The following is a 16,934-nucleotide window of genomic DNA, read 5'->3' as shown; positions in this document are numbered from 1 at the left end:
CTCACTCCGCTGCGGTCAGCATATGCCCGGAGGCGAGGCGCGAACATTCCGCCATCACGGCGGACGCACGCGCGATTGGGTTGGTCAGGTAGAAGTCCTCGACCAGGGGCTTGAACGGCGCCTTTTCCGGCGAACCGCCCTTCCCTGCAAGCTTCTTGATCTGGTCGGCGGAGCCGGCCTCGATCTGGCCGAGACGGATCAGATGCGGCACGGCCTTGAAGATCGCCTGGCGCAGCGCCGAAAGCGAGTCGTAGCCGAGCTTCTTGCCGAGCGCTTCCGACAGCGCGCGGATGATCGCCCAGTCCTCGCGGGCTTCGCCCGGCGGGAACGCGGCGCGGCCGGTCATCTGCACCCGGCCTTCGGTGTTGACGTAGATCGCGGACTTCTCGGTGTAAGCGGCGGCCGGCAGGATCACGTCGGCACGGTGCGCGCCGCGATCGCCATGGGTGCCGATATAGACGACGAAGGTGCCATCCGGCGCCTTGATCTCGTCGGCCCCGAGCAGGAACAGCAAGTCCAGCGTGCCGAAGGTCGTCATCTGCGCGACGTTCAGCCCACCCCCGGTCGCGGAGAAGCCGATATCGAGCGCACCGACGCGCGAGGCAGTCTCGTGCAGCACGCCAAAGCCGTTCCAGCCGTCCTTGACCGCGCCGACATCGAGCGCGAGCTTGGCGCTAGCGGCCAGGATGGCGGCGCCGTCGTGACGGGCGGCCGCACCGGCGCCGACCAGGATGATCGGATGCTTGGCGTTCTTAAGCACATCCATGAAGGAGTGCTTGCCGGCCGCGAGCTCACTGAGCGTCCCGGTGCCTGCGCCAAGATGGTCGTAATCATAGGTCAGGTCGGCCTTGGCGCCGATCACGCCGACCTTGAAGCCGCCGGCACGCCAGCGCTTGCGGATGCGGGCGTTGAACACGGCCGCCTCTTTTCGCGGATTGGCGCCGATGATGAGCAGCGCATCGGCCTGCTCGACACCTGCAAGCGTCGGATTGAAGATGTAGGAGCCGCGGCCGAGCGCGGGATCGAAGGCGTCGCCGCCCTGCACCGCCAGATTGGTCGAGCCATATTTGGCCAAGAGGTCCTTCAGCGCAAACATCTCCTCGACGCCTGCGAGGTCGCCGGCGATCGCGCCGATGCGCTTGCCGTCGGTGCGGGCCGCCTTGGCGGCGATCGCGGCGAAGGCCTCGGTCCAGCTTGCCGCGCGCAGCTTGCCGGCTTCGCGGATATAGGGCCGGTCGAGGCGCTGGGTGCGCAAGCCGTCGACGATGTGACGGGTCTTGTCGGAGATCCATTCCTCGTTCACGGCTTCGTTGATGCGCGGCAGGATCCGCATCACCTCACGGCCGCGGGTGTCGACGCGGATCGCCGATCCCAGGCCGTCCATGACGTCGATCGACTGGGTCTTGCCGAGCTCCCACGGGCGCGCGGCGAAGGCATAGGGCTTCGAGGTCAGCGCGCCGACCGGGCAGATGTCGACGAGATTGCCCTGCAGTTCCGACGTCAGCGCATGCTCGAGATAGGTCGTGATCTCCATGTCCTCGCCGCGACCGGTCGCGCCCATCTCGGGTGCGCCGGCGACTTCCGCCGAGAAGCGGACGCAGCGCGTGCATTGGATGCAGCGGTTCATCGAGGTCTTGACCAGCGCGCCGAGATATTTGTCCTCGACCGCGCGCTTGTTCTCGGCGAAGCGGCTGGTGTCGACACCATAGCCCATCGCCTGATCCTGCAGGTCGCACTCGCCGCCCTGGTCGCAGATCGGGCAGTCCAGCGGATGGTTGATCAGAAGGAACTCCATCACGCCTTCGCGCGCCTTCTTCACCATCGGCGAACGCGTGGAGATCTCCGGCGGCTCGCCCTTGGGGCCCGGACGGCAGTCGCGCACACCCCAGGCGCAGCTCGCGACCGGCTTCGGGCCGCCCTTCACCTCGACGAGGCACATCCGGCAATTGCCGGCGATCGACAGCCGCTCGTGATAGCAGAAGCGCGGAATCTCGGCGCCGGCCGCCTCGCACGCCTGAAGCAGCGTGTATTCGGCGGGGACATCGATCTCTTTGCCGTCGATGATGAGCTTGGTCATGTCTCTTACTCCGCCGCGACCATGTTCACGGGATCGCGGACGCCGATATCGTCGATGTCGGCCCTGTGCGAATACTGGTCGATGCGCGCTTCGATCTCGTGACGGAAGTGCGTGATCAGGCCCTGGATCGGCCAGGCCGCCGCGTCGCCGAGCGCGCAGATGGTGTGGCCTTCGACCTGCTTTGTGACTTCCAGCAGCATGTCGATCTCGCGCTTGTGGGCGCGGCCTTCGGCCATGCGGGTCAGAACCCGCCACATCCAGCCGGTGCCTTCGCGGCACGGCGTGCACTGGCCGCAGCTCTCGTGCTTGTAGAAGTAGGAGATGCGGGCGATGGCGCGGATCAAATCGGTCGACTTGTCCATCACGATCACGGCCGCGGTGCCGAGGCCCGAGCGCAGCTTGCTCAAAGAGTCGAAATCCATCGGCGTGTCGATGATCTGCTCGGCCGGCACCATGCGCACCGACGAGCCACCGGGGATCACAGCCTTGAGGTTGTCCCAGCCACCGCGGATGCCGCCGCAATGCTTGTCGATCAGCTCACGGAACGGGATGCCCATGGCCTCTTCGACGTTGCAGGGCCGCTCGACATGGCCGGAGATGCAGAACAGCTTCGTGCCGACATTGTTCGGACGGCCGATGCCGGCGAACCACGCGGCGCCGCGACGCAGAATGTCCGGCGCAACGGCGATCGACTCGACGTTATTCACGGTGGTCGGGCAGCCGAACAGGCCCACATTGGCCGGGAACGGCGGCTTCAGGCGCGGCTGACCCTTCTTGCCTTCGAGGCTTTCGAGCAGCGCGGTCTCCTCGCCGCAGATATAGGCGCCGGCGCCGTGGGCGACGTAGAGGTCGAACGGCCAGCCGTTGACGTTGTCCTTGCCGATCAGCTTGGCTTCATAGGCCTGGTCGATCGCGGCCTGAAGGCGCTCGCGCTCGCGGATGAACTCGCCGCGGACATAGATGTAGCAGGCATGCGCGTTCATCGCGAAGCTCGCGATCAGGCAGCCCTCGACCAGGAGATGCGGATCGTGCCGCATGATCTCGCGGTCCTTGCAGGTGCCGGGCTCGGACTCGTCGGCGTTGACGACGAGATAGCTCGGCCGGCCGTCGGTCGATTCCTTCGGCATGAAGGACCATTTCAGACCGGTCGGGAAGCCGGCGCCGCCACGGCCGCGCAGACCCGACGCCTTCATCTCGTTGATGATCCAGTCGCGGCCCTTGTCGATGATGTTCTTGGTGCCATCCCAGGCGCCGCGGCGCCGCGCACCCGCGAGCCCCCAATCGTGGAGGCCGTAGAGGTTCTTGAAGATGCGGTCCTTGTCCTCGAGCATATCAGTGCTTTCCGATCAACGATTGGACTGCTTGTAGGCAAGTCCGGCGGCGCAGACGGCGAAGGTCAGCGCCCAGAGCAGACTGGATTCCAGCGACGCGTTCAGGCTGAAACGCTGCAGCAGGAAGATGAAAGCGGCCGCGACGGCGGCATGCAACGCGATGAAGCCCCACTTCTTCATGGCACCGATCCCCTGCACGGAAGGCTGCGAGAGATCACGCATCAGGTGCTCTCCTTCAGCGTGGTCGGTCCGGTGATCGGCGCCGAGAACTGGCGGCCATTCTGTGGGCCGGGCTTGGGCGGATTGCCCGAAGCGAAGCCGTCGAGCACCTTGCCGAAGCTCTCCTTGGTCAGGTCCTCATAGGTGTCCTTGCCGATCAGCACCATCGGCGCGTTCACGCAAGCGCCCAGGCACTCCACCTCTTCCCAGCTGAAATTGCCGTCCTTGGACAGATGGAAGGGCTCGTGATGGATGCGGTGCTCGCAGACGTGGATCAGATCCTCGGCGCCGCGCAGGCGGCACGGCGTGGTGCCGCAGACCTGGACATGGGCCTTCTTGCCGACGGGGGCGAGCTGGAACATCGTGTAGAAGGTCGCAACTTCCAGCACGCGGATATAGGGCATGTCGAGCATGTCGGCGATGACGCGGATCGCGGCTTCCGACACCCAGCCGTCGTGCTGCTCCTGCGCACGCCAGAGGATCGCGATGACGGCTGAGGCCTGACGCCCGGCCGGATATTTCGCGATCTGCTGCCTGGCGAATGCGAGGTTCTCCTCCGTGAACGCAAAGCTCGCGGGCTGGACTTCCTTCGGTGCTAATCGGCGAACGGACATCTCTTCAATCTCTCACTGCATGCGGCGCGCGGACTTGGCGTTAAGGGCTTCAATCCTGTCCTGCCAGAACACGCTTGCGGTGCCGAAAACGTTGTAGCCGACGTGGGTCGAGACCTTGATGCGGTCGAGGATCGACAGCTCGGTCACGGTCTCCATCCGGTTGCTGCGCGGATCGAACACGATCAGCTTCAGCGGGGTCTGTTCGAGGATGAAGCGCGACACCGCATGCGAGCGGTCGCTGCCGTGCTCCTCGCACATGATAACGCTGTCGGCCTGCAGCAGCCGGACGCCGCCCTTGATCGCCTCGATCTCGACGCCCTCGACGTCGAGCTTGATCAGGTACTTGCCGGTGGCCGCGACCTTGCCGTCATCGATCAGATTGTCGAGCGCAATGACCGGCACCTCTTCGCCACCCGCCGACGGATCGCCGGCGATGCTGAAGGCCTCATGCTTGGTGCCCGACAGCCGCGCGGTGCCGCGGGCCGCGCCGATGGCGCATTTCATGGTCTCGAAGCGGTTGCCGTTGACGCGGGCGTTGTTGGCGAGCTTCGGGTAGTTCTGGCCCGACGGCTCGATCGCGATCGCCTTGTGCGAACCGAACGGCTTGCTCGACACCAGCACCGACCAGTAGCCGTAATTGGCACCGCAATCGAGCAGCGTGTAGTCGACGTCGATGGAGTCGGCGAACAGCAGCTCGAGCTCGTCCTCGTAATTGTAGGAACGGTTGAGCAGCTTGCTCCAATAGCCGTCCCCATAGGGGAATTCGAACACGGCGTCGGGATTGAGCCTGATCGCAATGTTGCGCTCCGGCAGCGTCTTCCGCAGCAGGTTCGCGCAGGCGATGTAGCCCATGTGCGAGAAGTGCGAGGAGATCTTCGATCCCGTCACCAGCGCCAAGGCAGCCGTCCGCTCCCACAGGTTGGCCCCTTCAAGGGCCCCCGAGGCGCGGTCAAACTGGATTGGCGCCTGCGCCATCACCGATCGACCTCTCCGAACACGATGTCGAGCGAGCCGAGGATCGCCGAGACGTCGGCGAGCAGATGGCCGCGGCAGATGTGATCCATCGCCTGGAGATGGGCGAAGCCCGGCGCGCGGATCTTGCACTTGTAGGGCTTGTTGGTACCGTCGGAGACGAGATAGACGCCGAACTCGCCCTTGGGCGCCTCGACCGCGGCGTAGATTTCGCCGGGCGGCACGTGGACGCCTTCGGTGTAGAGCTTGAAGTGATGGATCAGCGCTTCCATCGAGCGCTTCATCTCGCCGCGGCGCGGCGGCGCGACCTTGTTGTCGGCGACGACAACGGGGCCCTTGCCGTCAGGCGCGTTCAGCTTCTGGATGCACTGCTTCATGATGCGCACGGACTGGCGCATCTCTTCCATGCGGATCAGATAGCGGTCGTAGCAGTCGCCGTTCTTGCCGATCGGAATGTCGAAATCCATCTCGGCGTAGCACTCATAGGGCTGCGACTTGCGCAGGTCCCAGGCCGCGCCCGAGCCGCGCACCATCACGCCCGAGAAACCCCATTCCCAGGCTTCCTTCAGCGGCACCACGCCGATGTCGACGTTGCGCTGCTTGAAGATGCGGTTGGCGGTGAGCAGCCGGTCGAGGTCGTCCACCACCTTGAGGAACGGATCGCACCAGGCCTCGATGTCGTCGATCAGCTTCTGCGGCAGGTCCTGATGCACGCCGCCGACGCGGAAGAAGGCTGCGTGCATGCGGCTGCCCGAGGCGCGCTCGTAGAACACCATCAGCTTCTCGCGCTCTTCGAAGCCCCACAACGGCGGGGTGAGCGCGCCGACATCCATCGCCTGCGTGGTGACGTTGAGCAGGTGCGAGAGGATGCGGCCGATCTCGCAATAGAGCACGCGGATCAGCTGGCCGCGGCGCGGCACCTCGATGCCGAGCAGCCTTTCGGCGGCGAGGCAGAAGGCGTGCTCCTGGTTCATCGGCGCGACGTAGTCGAGCCGGTCGAAGTACGGGATCGCCTGGAGATAGGTCTTCTGCTCGATCAGCTTTTCGGTGCCGCGGTGAAGCAGGCCGATATGCGGGTCGACGCGCTCGACGACCTCGCCGTCCAGCTCCAGCACGAGACGCAGCACGCCGTGCGCCGCCGGATGCTGCGGTCCGAAGTTGATGGTGAAGTTACGGAGATTCTGCGGTTGCTCGTTCATGATCAGCTCTTCGGCCCCGCCTTTTCATCCCCCGGCAGCGGATAGTCCGCCCCTTCCCACGGCGAGAGGAAATCGAACTTGCGGAATTCCTGGTTGAGCCGGACAGGCTCGTACCCCACCCGCTTCTCCTGGTCGTCGTAGCGGACCTCGACGAAGCCGGTCAGCGGGAAATCCTTGCGCAGCGGATGGCCTTCGAAGCCGTAATCGGTGAGGATGCGGCGCATGTCGGGATGACCGACGAAGAACACGCCGTAGAGGTCGTAGGCTTCGCGCTCGAACCAGTCGGCGCCAGGGAAGACATCGATCAGCGACGGCACCTGCGTGGTCTCGTCGGCCTGCGCCTTGAGCCGGATCCGCGCGTTCAGCGTCGGGGACAGGAAGTGGTAGATCACGTCGAAACGCTTCTCGCGATCCGGGTAGTCCACCGCCGTGATGTCGGTGATGTTGACGAAACGGCAACTCGGATCATCGCGGAGGTACTTGACCACCTCGACGATCTTGGCGGCCTCGACATCCACGGTGAGCTGGTTGAAGGCCACCGAGTGACCGGTCGCGGCGCCCGGAAGCGCGCTAACGATCGTCTGCCCCAGTGCGTCGAGCTTGGCGTCGTCCATGACGTAAAACCTTAGCGTTCGATGGTGCCGGTGCGCCGGATCTTCTTCTGCAGCAGCAGCACGCCGTAGAGCAGCGCTTCCGCCGTGGGCGGGCAGCCCGGCACGTAGATGTCGATCGGCACGATGCGGTCGCAGCCGCGCACGACCGAGTAGGAATAGTGATAGTAGCCGCCGCCATTGGCGCAGGAACCCATCGAGATGACGTAGCGCGGCTCGGGCATCTGGTCGTAGACCTTGCGCAGCGCCGGCGCCATCTTGTTGGTCAGGGTTCCCGCGACGATCATCACGTCGGACTGGCGCGGCGAGGCACGCGGGGCGAAGCCGAAGCGCTCGACGTCGTAGCGCGGCATTGACACCTGCATCATCTCGACCGCGCAGCAGGCGAGACCGAAGGTCATCCACATCAAGGAGCCGGTGCGCGCCCAGGTGATGAGATCGTCGGTCGCGGCCACGAAGAAGCCCTTGTCGGACAGCTCGGAATTGACCTCGAGGAAGAACGGATCATTGGCCCCGACCGGCTTGCCGGTCGATGGATCCAGAATGCCCTTCGCGGCCGGTGCGACGACCGGAGCCAAGGACTGAGTAGGAGGATTCAATCCCATTCCAGTGCCCCTTTCTTCCATTCATAGGCGAACCCGACCGTCAGCACGGCGAGGAACACCACCATGGACCAGAAGCCGGTCGCGCCAAGCTTGCCGAACGCCACCGCCCAGGGAAACAGGAACGCCACCTCGAGGTCGAAGATGATGAAGAGGATGGCGACCAGATAGAAGCGGACGTCGAACTTCATGCGGGCGTCGTCGAAGGCGTTGAAACCGCACTCATAGGCCGACAGCTTTTCCGGGTCCGGCTGCTGGAACGCCACGATGAACGGCGCGATCAGCAGCACCAGACCGATGAGGCCCGCTACCCCTATAAAGACCACGAGTGGAAGATAGTTCTGCAGAATACCGCTCATTGACGAGCCCTTTTTCCCGCAGCCTCGGGACAGCCACGGATTCGTCCGATTTGGAATTATTCTGAGCCTTAGCGCAGTGCACCAATGGGCGCAAGACACGCTCTTTTCAGGCCCTTTGCCGCGCCCAGAGCGGTGAAAATCCCGGAATCACCCCGCGGCTGGTATGAAGCAGATCGCCCGACCCAGCAAGGGCAGTCACAGTTTCGCAGGCCAGCAGTTCTGAGATTGCGGCACAGGGCCAAGGCAGCAATCGGCCGCGCCTTGGCCGAGCAAAATGTACGGTTTTTCTGGTGCCGCCGAGCGTCCAGCCCCGGCAACGACCGGCGCAGGCTCCCTGCCGCCGCCCCCGTGACATATTTTGCCGAGGGTCCTTTTGCCAGGGGTCCCAGAGCAGTTCAGCCAAGGAGCCATTGAGGGCGCCACCGCGATCAGGACAGGTGCAACAAAGCACACCTATCCACAGCCGCGAACGATCACAGAGCCATGCGCCACGATGGGGCCGGGGCTCGTCCGGCGAATGCGTCGGCGGTCAGCTCCAACCGGCCGCGAGCGCGGCGGCGGCGACTTGCTGGCTGGTCGCTCGCGCCACGCTCGGATGAGCTTCGGGCCGGGGGGCATAGCCCGTGAGCTCATCGTGACGGCAGATCAGCGGTCGTCCAGGCCGGAACCGAACGACCATCACGATCAGTTGGTCCCAGAGCAAGTCCCTGAGCCTGCCGCGACAGCCCTGCCCTCGCCCGTTCTCACCATTTGTAGGAGACGCTGGCGGTGACGCGCCGGCGGTCGCCGTAGAAGCAGGACGTGGCTGACGCACAGCTCGCGACATAGATCTTGTCGGTCAGGTTGATCACGTTCAGGGCCGTGCGCCAGTTCTGCCATTCGTAATGGAGCGCGAGATCGCCGAGCACGACCGCGGGAACTTCGAGGGTGTTGGCCTGGTCGGCCCAGGACGAGCCGATATAGCGCACGCCGCCGCCGAAGCCGAACCCTGCCAGCGGTCCATCCTTGAAGGTGTAGTCCGCCCAGCCCGACACCAGCATCTCGGGCGTGTTGGTCGGCGTCTTGCCGACCAACGCCGGATTGAGATCCTTGCTGGTGAAGAGATGATAGGCCGTGAAGGCGCCGATGAACTTCAGCTCCTTCGTGGCATTGGCCACCGCTTCGAGCTCGATGCCGCGCGAGGTCACCTCGCCGGTCTGGTTCTGCAGCGTGGTGATGACCGGATCGGTCGTGGCCACGTTTTGACGTTTCAGGTCAAAGACCGAGGCGGTGAAGTAGCCGTCAAATCCCTTCGGCGCGACCTTTACGCCGATCTCGGCCTGCTGGCCGGTCTCCGGCAGGAACAGGCGGTTCGTTGCAGCATTGATGCCGATGATCGGATTGTAGCTGGTTGCGTAAGAGACGTAAGGTGCGATGCCGTTGTCGAAATTATAGATCAACCCGGCTCGGCCGCTGAACCTGCTGTCATCGCGGCTCGCGACGGTCGCGCCGGTGTCACGGGCGGCCTGCGTCGTCTCGACCCAATCGTTGCGACCGCTCAGCACCAGCGTGAAGTTGCCGAGCTTCATCTGGTCCTGGACATAGGTGCCGGCCTGCTTCTGCGTGATGCGGAAATTGCGCTGGAACTGGGGCGCCGCGAACGGAATATCGCCCAAGCCGTAGGCCGGATTGAATACGTTGATCGAAGGAATGGCACCGACTTCGAACAGCTGGTAGTCGTCAATCTGATACCCTCTCAGGTCGACCCCAAACAGCATCGTGTGCCTGACCGGGCCTGTGTCGAAGCGATACTCGAGCTGGTTGTCGAGATTGGCCTGGTTGGCGGTGTCCTTCGCATACCAATTGTAGCGATTGAGCGTGGCCGTGTTGACGTCGGCCCAACCGTTGCCGACATAGCCGCGATAGGTCACGTCGACATGGGCAAAGCGCGCGTTCTGCCGGAACGTGAGGTCGTCAGTGAGGTGGCGCTCAAACTGGTAGCCGAGCATCTCCTGCTCGCGCGTGAACTTATCGACGCTGGGATCGCCGACGAAGAAGCTGGTCGGAATCTTGCCGAACGGCGCGCTGGTCACCGTGCCCTGGTAAGGCAGGAAGTTGATGCCGCGGGTGTCCTGCTTCGAGGCCGAGGCCAACACCGTGAACGTCGTGTCGGCATCCGGCCTCCAGGTGAATGACGGCGCGATGAAGTAGTTGTTGTCGGGCGTAAAATTGACCTGCGTGGGGCCATTCTGGACCTGGCCGACGACGCGGTAGAACAGCTTGCCGTCCTGGGGCTGGGTTGCGACCGGCCCGCCGAAGTCAAACCCGATATAGGCGTTGCCGAAATTGTTGACGCCGGTCTCGATGTAGCGGATCGGCTCGGCCGGCGGCATCTTGCTGATGACGTTGACGATGCCGCTCGGGCTCGATCCGCCATAGAGCACCGCCGAGGGACCGCGCAGCACCTCGACGCGCTCCATGTTGGGCGTCTGGAGCTTCCAGCTCGCATAGGACGTGTAGAACAGCTGCATGCCGTCGAGGAACAGTCCGATGTCGTCGGACTTGAAGCCGCGGATCAGCCACCAGTCGTTGCGGGTGTCCGCGCCGAAGGTCCCTGCCCGCACGCCGGCGGTGTAGCGCAGGACCTCATCGAGCTTGTTCGGCTTCTGGTCGCGGATCTGCTCGGCGCCGATGACGGACACCGATTGCGGTGTTTCCATGATCGGCGTGTTGGTCTTGGTGCCGGACGAGCTGCGGCCGGCGACGTAACCGTTCACCGGACCGCGCGGTGTCTCGACGAAGCCGACCTCGCGTCGCGGCTGCGGCTTGTTTCGGTCGGCGGTCTGCACCGATGACCGCGTCGCACGGCGCTGTGGGGTCGCAGCAGGGCGCCTCCGTGCTTCCGGCGCCGTGACCGTCACCGACGGAATGTTCTGCGCACCACCTTGCGCCGATGATTGTGCGAGCGATGCCTGCGGCATCAAGACCCAAGCGGATGCGGTCGCCAACACGGCCGACCGCAGCATTCCAAGACTGTTCAACGCGCCACCCCAAAGCTGCATGTTCGATGCATCATGCCGCCTGTCCCGGAACGGCATGCGCTTGCGGTGACGCTTATGTGAGGGTGCGCGATTTCGCTAATTGAAAGCTTCTTAGAAAGACTCTTAGAAGCGCTCCAATAGTTCCATGTGCTGCAGCGAGATCAGCGCAAATTCTTCTCGCTCTCGAGCATCTCAGCGGCAATCGCCGTGAGCTGATCGACCTGCCGCAGCAGTGCATGAAGCTCGGCTTCGCTCAAATGTTCCAGCAGGCGGCGGTTGCGCTCCTGCGCGCCGTCGACGATCGCATCATGCGCGGCGAGACCCGTCGCGGTCAGCGAGATCAGCACCTCGCGGCTATCCCTCGGATTAGCCGTTTTCGCGATCAGCTTGCGCGACAACAGGTTTGCCAGCGCACGGCTGATCTGTCCCTTGTCCTGGCCGACGGCCTCGGCGAGCCGCGCCACGCTCATCGGCGGCCGCCGGCCGAGCGAGGCAACGAGACCGAACTCGACCGAGTTCAGCCCGGTGAGACGCTTGTAGCGCAGGATGGCGCCGCGCTTGAGCAGATTGGCGAGCACCATCAGCCGCGACGACAGCATCACGGTGATCGGCGCCGCCGGTTCGCTCCCGTCCGCTTCCGACGATTTCGACCCGCCCCTGCTCTCGGTCTGGCTCATGATTCCACCTCTGCCAAGAAAGCCGCGGCGTGCCAAGCCCGGGTCATGGCGGCGTCCCCGACGTCATCCGAATGCGTCTAAGAGGCATTTGGAAGATCGTTGACATTGTCATCGAATTATCCTTCACTCCGGGCAAGGGGCATCAAAAAGGCCCGGCCAGCACGGCCCACAGCGGGAGGACCAGCATGACGATCACCCAGCGGGATCGCGATCTTGGCACGGCCTATGCGATGAAGCCGGCGCGCACGCGCACCGAGCTCACCTCGGTCGTGCGCGGCACGCCGATGGGCGAGCTGCTCCGTCGCTACTGGCATCCGGTCGGGCTCACCAGCGACGCCACCGACACGCCGAAAAAGGTGCGCGCGCTGGGCGAGGATCTGGTGCTGTTTCGCGACAAGCATGGCCGTCCCGGCCTGCTGCACGCCCGTTGCTGCCATCGCGGCACCACGCTCTACTATGGCAAGGTCGAGGCGGATGGCATCCGCTGCTGCTATCATGGCTGGAAGTTCGACAGCGAAGGCCACTGCCTGGAGCAGGCTTGCGAGCCCGAGGGCGGCCAGTTCAAGGACAAGGTGCGCCAGCCCTGGTATCCGCTCGAAGAGCGCTACGGGCTGATCTTTGCCTATATGGGCCCGGCCGAGAAACGCCCGGTGCTGCCGGCTTACGAATGCCTGGAAAAGATGGACGACGGCGAGTTCGTCGAAGCCGACGATTCCTCGATCGGCGGTGGCGGCCCCGCCATCATCCCCTGCAACTGGCTGCAGCATTTCGAGAACGTGGTCGATCCCTATCACGTGCCGGTGCTGCACGGCTCGTTCTCGGGTCCGCAATTCACCAACATGATGGCTTCTATTCCGGAGGTGAAGTTCGAGACATCGCCGCGCGGTGTCCTCGTGCGCTCGGAGCGCAAGCAGCACGACGGCAAGGTGTTCTACCGCGTCAGCGAGGCGGCGCTGCCGACGCTGCGCGTGGTGCCGAACCCGCGCGTTGCGCAATTCGCCCGTGTCGAGTCGATCGGCTGGGTGCTGCCGATCGACGACACCTCCTTCCGCATCTATGTCGCCGGCCGCGTCAAGAACTCAGGCGACATCAGCCGCATGCGCTCGAAGTTCAACGGCAAGTTCTGGTGGGACATGACGGAGGAAGAGCACCAGCAATTCCCGGGCGACTATGAGGCCCAGGTCGGCCAGGGCGAGGTGACGATCCATTCGGAGGAGCATTTCGGCCAGAGCGACCGCGGCATCCTGATGATCCGGCGCATGCTGAGCGACCAGCTCGACGCCCTCGCCGCCGGCCGCGACCCGATCGGCGTCTTGTTCGACGCGAGCGCGCCGCCGGTCGAATTCGAAGCGGGGAATTACATCCGCGACGCATGAAGCATGCCAGCTCTGACAAAGCTGGACCGACGACAATAACAAAGACAAATTGGGGGAAGCGATGGTCGATGTGACGTCACAGATGTCGGTGCAAGCGGCCGCCGCGGCCAAGCCCTCGGCGCGGCGCTATTACGTGCTCGGGCTGCTCACCATCATCTACGCGCTGAACTTCCTCGACCGCACGATCTTCAATGTCCTGATCGAGCCGATCAAGAAGGAGTTTGCGCTCAGCGACACCATGATGGGCCTGCTCGCAGGCTTCGGCTTTGCGCTGTTCTACTCCCTGCTCGGCATTCCCATTGCGCGCGTCGCCGACCGCATCAACCGGCGCAACATCGTCGCCGTCGCCTTCGCGTTCTGGAGCGCCATGACGGCGCTGTGCGGCGCAGCCACCAGCCTCACCTCCCTGGCGCTGGCACGCATCGGCGTCGGCATCGGCGAGTCCGCGGGCTCCCCGGCCTCGCAATCGATCGTCGCCGATCTCTTTGCCAAGAACGAGCGCCCGCGCGCGCTCGGCATCTACGCCATCGGCACCTACCTCGGCGTCTTCCTCGGCTATTTCATCGGCGGCTACGTCAACCAGCACTATGGCTGGCGCATGGCGTTCTATGTCGCCGGCCTGCCCGGCATCCTGCTCGCGGCCATCCTGTGGCTGACGATTGCCGAGCCGAAGCGTGGCGCGATGCAGGAAAGCTTCGTGCCCGAGCCGCTCGAGCCGACATTGCGCTTCCTGGCCTCGCAGCGCAGCTTCGTCATCGTGCTGCTCGGCTTCTGCCTCACCACCTACACGAACTACGCGACCGCGGCCTGGATCCCGCCATTCCTGGCGCGCGTGCACCATCTGTCGAGCGCCGAGATCGGCACCTATGCCGGCACCTTCAAGGGGCTGGCCGGCATGGCCGGGACCCTGCTCGGCGGCTTCGTGGTGGCGCAAATCAGCCGCCGCGATGACCGCTGGAAGCTGTGGGCGCCTGCGATCACCTCGGGCCTCGCCGGTCCGGTGTTCGCGCTGTGCATGCTGACGCAGGATTTTACGATGATGGTGGCCATGCTGGCGCTGACCTCGTTCCTGGTCGGCTTCCACCTCGGACCGATCTTCGCGATCGCGCAGACCGTCGCCAAGCCGAGCATGCGGGCGCTCGCCTCCGCGCTGATCGCGCTCACCGCGACATGCTTCGGCCAGGGCGTCGGCCCGCTCGCGGTGGGCATGGTCAACGATGCGTTGAAGGGAAGTTATGGCGCGGACGCCGTGCGCTACTCCCTGCTCTCGGCCGCGGTCACGACCACGCTCGGCGCGCTGCTGTTCATCTGGGCCGCCCGCGCGATCCGGGATGACATTGGCCGGGCGGGCGCCTGACGCCGCTTCAGGCCACCAGCCCGGCGAAACCAAGCGGGTGTATTAATGAAACCATTTTGCGGAACCCGCGAAACCATCCGGAAACAGATGGTCCTTAAGACAAGAGCCCATAGACGGCGGCAAAGCCCGTCGGGAGGCTCAGATGAACCACTCAATTCACTCTGCTGATCGTGCGACCCACCTGAAGATCGTGGTGGTGGCGCTGGTGGCCGGCATCGTTGTGGCCGGCTTCGGGATCGCAGCCCGCACCCATGCCGATTACAGCCAGACCGCCCAGTCCACCCATGTGATCAAGGCCGGCAAGCCGGTGGCGGTGACGAGCGCGGGGACGTCGGAGATTCGCTGATACGGCCTCCTCCGGGCTGACCATTGGCCGCCTCCGGGCGGCCTTTTTCGTTTTCCAGAGCAATGCTTAGCCGGGACGCCCTTGGGAAGCGCAACGTCCTTGACTTCACCATGTCCCCCCTTTAAGTCCCCCCTCGTTCCGCGCGCGTCCAGCGAACCACGCGGGAGTAGCTCAGTTGGTTAGAGCGCCGGCCTGTCACGCCGGAGGTCGCGGGTTCGAGCCCCGTCTCTCGCGCCATTTTGGCAATCTCCTCATAGTCTTAGCCCGAACTTCTCGACGCCTTTCGCGGCTCCGCGAACCAAGCAGGCGTCCGGCGGGAACTCTCGGCATAGTCAGCCCGTGTCCGAATCGTCTACGCCTGAAAGGACTTAGAGGGATCCCCACGCATTCTCGGCTTTTCCAGGGATTCCCTGTCATTGGAATCGAGGAGGCCAGACATGGCTAAGAAGGATTCGGCGAAGAAGGCAGCCGCTCCCGCCACCATCACACTCAAGCACCTCGCCGCCGACATCGCGGAGCGTCAGGACCTGTCGAAAAAGCACGCCGAGGCCGTCCTGACCGACATGGTCGACCTGATCGCCAAGCACCTCAAGAAGGGCGACCGTGTCCGTATCGTGGGTCTTGGCATCCTCCAGGTCCGCAAGCGCGCCGCCCGCACCGGCCGCAATCCTGCCACCGGCGAAGCGATTCACATCAAGGCCAGCAGGAAGGTCGCGTTCCGCCCGGTGAAGGAACTGAAAGAGGCGATCTAGCCCTTACGATTCATTAGGCCTGATCGAAGCTCGTTCTGGCCGCATCATGATCCACTTTTCTGATATACCGCCTGCTTCCCCAGGACCTGCTCCCTAAAGACTCGGCGGTTTGACCAGAAATGTCCTCCCTCACCTTTTCGCATACCGTGACCGAGCGCTTCCTGCGCTATGTCACCATCGACACCCAGTCCGATCCGGAATCCCCTCGCTCGCCCTCGACCGAGAAGCAGAAGGATCTCGGCCGCGTGCTCGCCGCCGAGCTGAAGGCGATGGGCGTTGTGGACGCGCATCTCGACGATTACGGCTACGTCTATGGAACGATCCCCGCCAACACCGACAAGAAGGTGCCGGTGATCTGCTTCTGCTCGCACATGGACACCTCGCCCGATGTCACCGGCAAGGACGTCAGGCCGCAAATGGTGAAGAACTATCGCGGCGGCGATATCGTGCTGCCGGGCGACACCAGCCAGGTGATCCGCTTCAATGAGCACCCCGCGCTGAAGCACCAGATCGGCAACGACATCATCACCACCGACGGCACCACGCTGTTGGGGGCCGACAACAAGGCCGGCGTCGCCGAGATCATGGATGCCGCGCATTTCTTCCTCAACAATCCCGACGTGAAGCACGGCACCATCAAGATCCTGTTCACGCCGGACGAGGAGATCGGCCGCGGCGTCGACAATGTCGACCTGAAGAAGCTCGGCGCCGATTTCGGTTACACCATGGACGGCGAGAGCGCCGGCTGCGTCGAGGACGAGACCTTCTCGGCCGACGGCGCCACCATCACCATCAATGGCGTCAGCGCCCATCCCGGCTACGCCAAGGGCAAGATGGAGCACGCGATCAAGATCGCCGCCGCCATCGTCGAGCGCTTGCCGAGAGAAGGCTGCTCGCCGGAGACGACCTCAGGCAAGCAGGGCTTTCTGCATCCGATCGGCATCGAGGGCGCACTGGAACAGGCGACGCTCTCCTTCATCGTCCGCGACTTCACCGAGGAAGGCTTGAGGGAGAAAGAAGTCCTGCTCGAGACCATCGTCAAGGACGTGATGAAGGACTATCCGCGCTCGACCTACACCTTCGAGGTCAAGGAGCAGTACCGCAACATGAAGCAGGTGATCGATCGTCACCCGCACGTTCTCGAATACGCCATCGAAGCCATTCGTCGCGCCGGGCTGCGCCCGATGCGCACCGCGATCCGCGGCGGCACCGACGGCTCCCGCCTGTCCTTCATGGGCCTGCCCTGTCCCAACATCTTCGCCGGCGAGCATGCGTTTCACTCCCGGCTCGAATGGGTCAGCCGACAGGACATGGAAAAGGCGGTGCAGACCATCGTCCACCTCGCCATGATCTGGGAGGAGAAGGCCTGAAGCTTTCCTGCAGGCGTCCGTTATGGCCGGGCCGGCGCCCGGCCATTTGCTT

16 protein-coding genes and 1 tRNA gene are annotated in these 16,934 nt (G+C 64.2%); 6 read left to right on the top strand and 11 right to left on the bottom strand.

Translation table 11 applies throughout. The features are described 5' to 3' along the window. Window position 1 precedes the first annotated feature (1 nt). From nuoG to CVM73_RS14895, 11 genes are all read right to left on the bottom strand, one after another. Window positions 2-2,077 carry an NADH-quinone oxidoreductase subunit NuoG gene (gene nuoG / locus CVM73_RS14945; protein WP_100232715.1) on the bottom strand — a complete coding sequence of 692 codons (2,076 nt, stop codon included), beginning with the start codon at window positions 2,075-2,077 and terminating at the stop codon, window positions 2-4. A gap of 5 nt (window positions 2,078-2,082) precedes the next feature. Further along, window positions 2,083-3,408, bottom strand: coding sequence for an NADH-quinone oxidoreductase subunit NuoF (nuoF, locus tag CVM73_RS14940; RefSeq protein WP_100232714.1), 1,326 nt, complete (start codon window positions 3,406-3,408; stop codon window positions 2,083-2,085). Window positions 3,409-3,423: 15 nt separating this feature from the next. Then, the gene (locus CVM73_RS14935; RefSeq protein WP_100232713.1) at window positions 3,424-3,630 is read right to left on the bottom strand and encodes a hypothetical protein; all 207 of its coding nucleotides are present in this window, start codon (window positions 3,628-3,630) and stop codon (window positions 3,424-3,426) included. Then, window positions 3,630-4,241, bottom strand: coding sequence for an NADH-quinone oxidoreductase subunit NuoE (gene nuoE / locus CVM73_RS14930; RefSeq protein WP_100232712.1), 612 nt, complete (start codon window positions 4,239-4,241; stop codon window positions 3,630-3,632). The genes CVM73_RS14935 and nuoE overlap by 1 nt, the downstream gene beginning before the upstream one ends. 12 nt (window positions 4,242-4,253) lie before the next feature. Then, window positions 4,254-5,216, bottom strand: a complete 963-nt coding sequence (locus CVM73_RS14925; RefSeq protein WP_167406838.1) for an FkbM family methyltransferase — start codon at window positions 5,214-5,216, stop codon at window positions 4,254-4,256. Beyond that, on the bottom strand, window positions 5,216-6,412 hold the full coding sequence (locus tag CVM73_RS14920; protein WP_100232710.1) for an NADH-quinone oxidoreductase subunit D: 1,197 nt from the start codon (window positions 6,410-6,412) through the stop codon (window positions 5,216-5,218). The genes CVM73_RS14925 and CVM73_RS14920 overlap by 1 nt, the downstream gene beginning before the upstream one ends. 2 nt (window positions 6,413-6,414) lie before the next feature. After that, on the bottom strand, window positions 6,415-7,026 hold the full coding sequence (locus CVM73_RS14915; protein WP_100232709.1) for an NADH-quinone oxidoreductase subunit C: 612 nt from the start codon (window positions 7,024-7,026) through the stop codon (window positions 6,415-6,417). 11 nt (window positions 7,027-7,037) lie between these two features. Beyond that, complete coding sequence (locus CVM73_RS14910) at window positions 7,038-7,628, bottom strand: NuoB/complex I 20 kDa subunit family protein (protein WP_167406837.1); 591 nt, start codon at window positions 7,626-7,628, stop codon at window positions 7,038-7,040. After that, complete coding sequence (locus CVM73_RS14905; RefSeq protein ID WP_008136158.1) at window positions 7,619-7,984, bottom strand: NADH-quinone oxidoreductase subunit A; 366 nt, start codon at window positions 7,982-7,984, stop codon at window positions 7,619-7,621. The genes CVM73_RS14910 and CVM73_RS14905 overlap by 10 nt, the downstream gene beginning before the upstream one ends. A 743-nt stretch (window positions 7,985-8,727) precedes the next feature. Further along, a complete protein-coding gene (locus CVM73_RS14900; RefSeq protein WP_167406836.1) occupies window positions 8,728-10,989 on the bottom strand; it encodes a TonB-dependent siderophore receptor in 2,262 nt (753 codons plus the stop codon). A gap of 176 nt (window positions 10,990-11,165) precedes the next feature. Then, the gene (locus CVM73_RS14895; RefSeq protein ID WP_100232707.1) at window positions 11,166-11,681 is read right to left on the bottom strand and encodes a MarR family winged helix-turn-helix transcriptional regulator; all 516 of its coding nucleotides are present in this window, start codon (window positions 11,679-11,681) and stop codon (window positions 11,166-11,168) included. A gap of 185 nt (window positions 11,682-11,866) precedes the next feature. On the opposite strand from CVM73_RS14895, the gene CVM73_RS14890 reads away from it, so the two are divergent. The 6 genes from CVM73_RS14890 (at window position 11,867) to pepT (ending at window position 16,882) form a co-directional block, all read left to right on the top strand. Next, entirely contained in the window at window positions 11,867-13,057 is a 1,191-nt protein-coding gene (locus CVM73_RS14890) for an aromatic ring-hydroxylating dioxygenase subunit alpha (protein ID WP_100232706.1), read from the top strand. A 61-nt stretch (window positions 13,058-13,118) separates the two neighbouring features. Continuing rightward, on the top strand, window positions 13,119-14,414 hold the full coding sequence (locus CVM73_RS14885) for a spinster family MFS transporter (protein ID WP_100232705.1): 1,296 nt from the start codon (window positions 13,119-13,121) through the stop codon (window positions 14,412-14,414). A 142-nt stretch (window positions 14,415-14,556) separates the two neighbouring features. Further along, window positions 14,557-14,760, top strand: coding sequence for a hypothetical protein (locus CVM73_RS14880; protein WP_100232704.1), 204 nt, complete (start codon window positions 14,557-14,559; stop codon window positions 14,758-14,760). A gap of 160 nt (window positions 14,761-14,920) precedes the next feature. Beyond that, window positions 14,921-14,997 (top strand) — tRNA-Asp (locus CVM73_RS14875). A gap of 200 nt (window positions 14,998-15,197) precedes the next feature. Next, the gene (locus tag CVM73_RS14870; protein WP_027575322.1) at window positions 15,198-15,512 is read left to right on the top strand and encodes an HU family DNA-binding protein; all 315 of its coding nucleotides are present in this window, start codon (window positions 15,198-15,200) and stop codon (window positions 15,510-15,512) included. 119 nt (window positions 15,513-15,631) lie between these two features. After that, a complete protein-coding gene (pepT, locus tag CVM73_RS14865; protein WP_100232703.1) occupies window positions 15,632-16,882 on the top strand; it encodes a peptidase T in 1,251 nt (416 codons plus the stop codon). Window positions 16,883-16,934: the final 52 nt, after the last annotated feature.

It is taken from the genome of Bradyrhizobium forestalis (assembly GCF_002795245.1).
In the GTDB taxonomy this organism is placed as follows: domain Bacteria; phylum Pseudomonadota; class Alphaproteobacteria; order Rhizobiales; family Xanthobacteraceae; genus Bradyrhizobium; species Bradyrhizobium forestalis.
The sequence above is the reverse complement of the archived record's forward strand: the minus strand, read 5'-3'. Positions and strand labels throughout refer to the sequence as shown.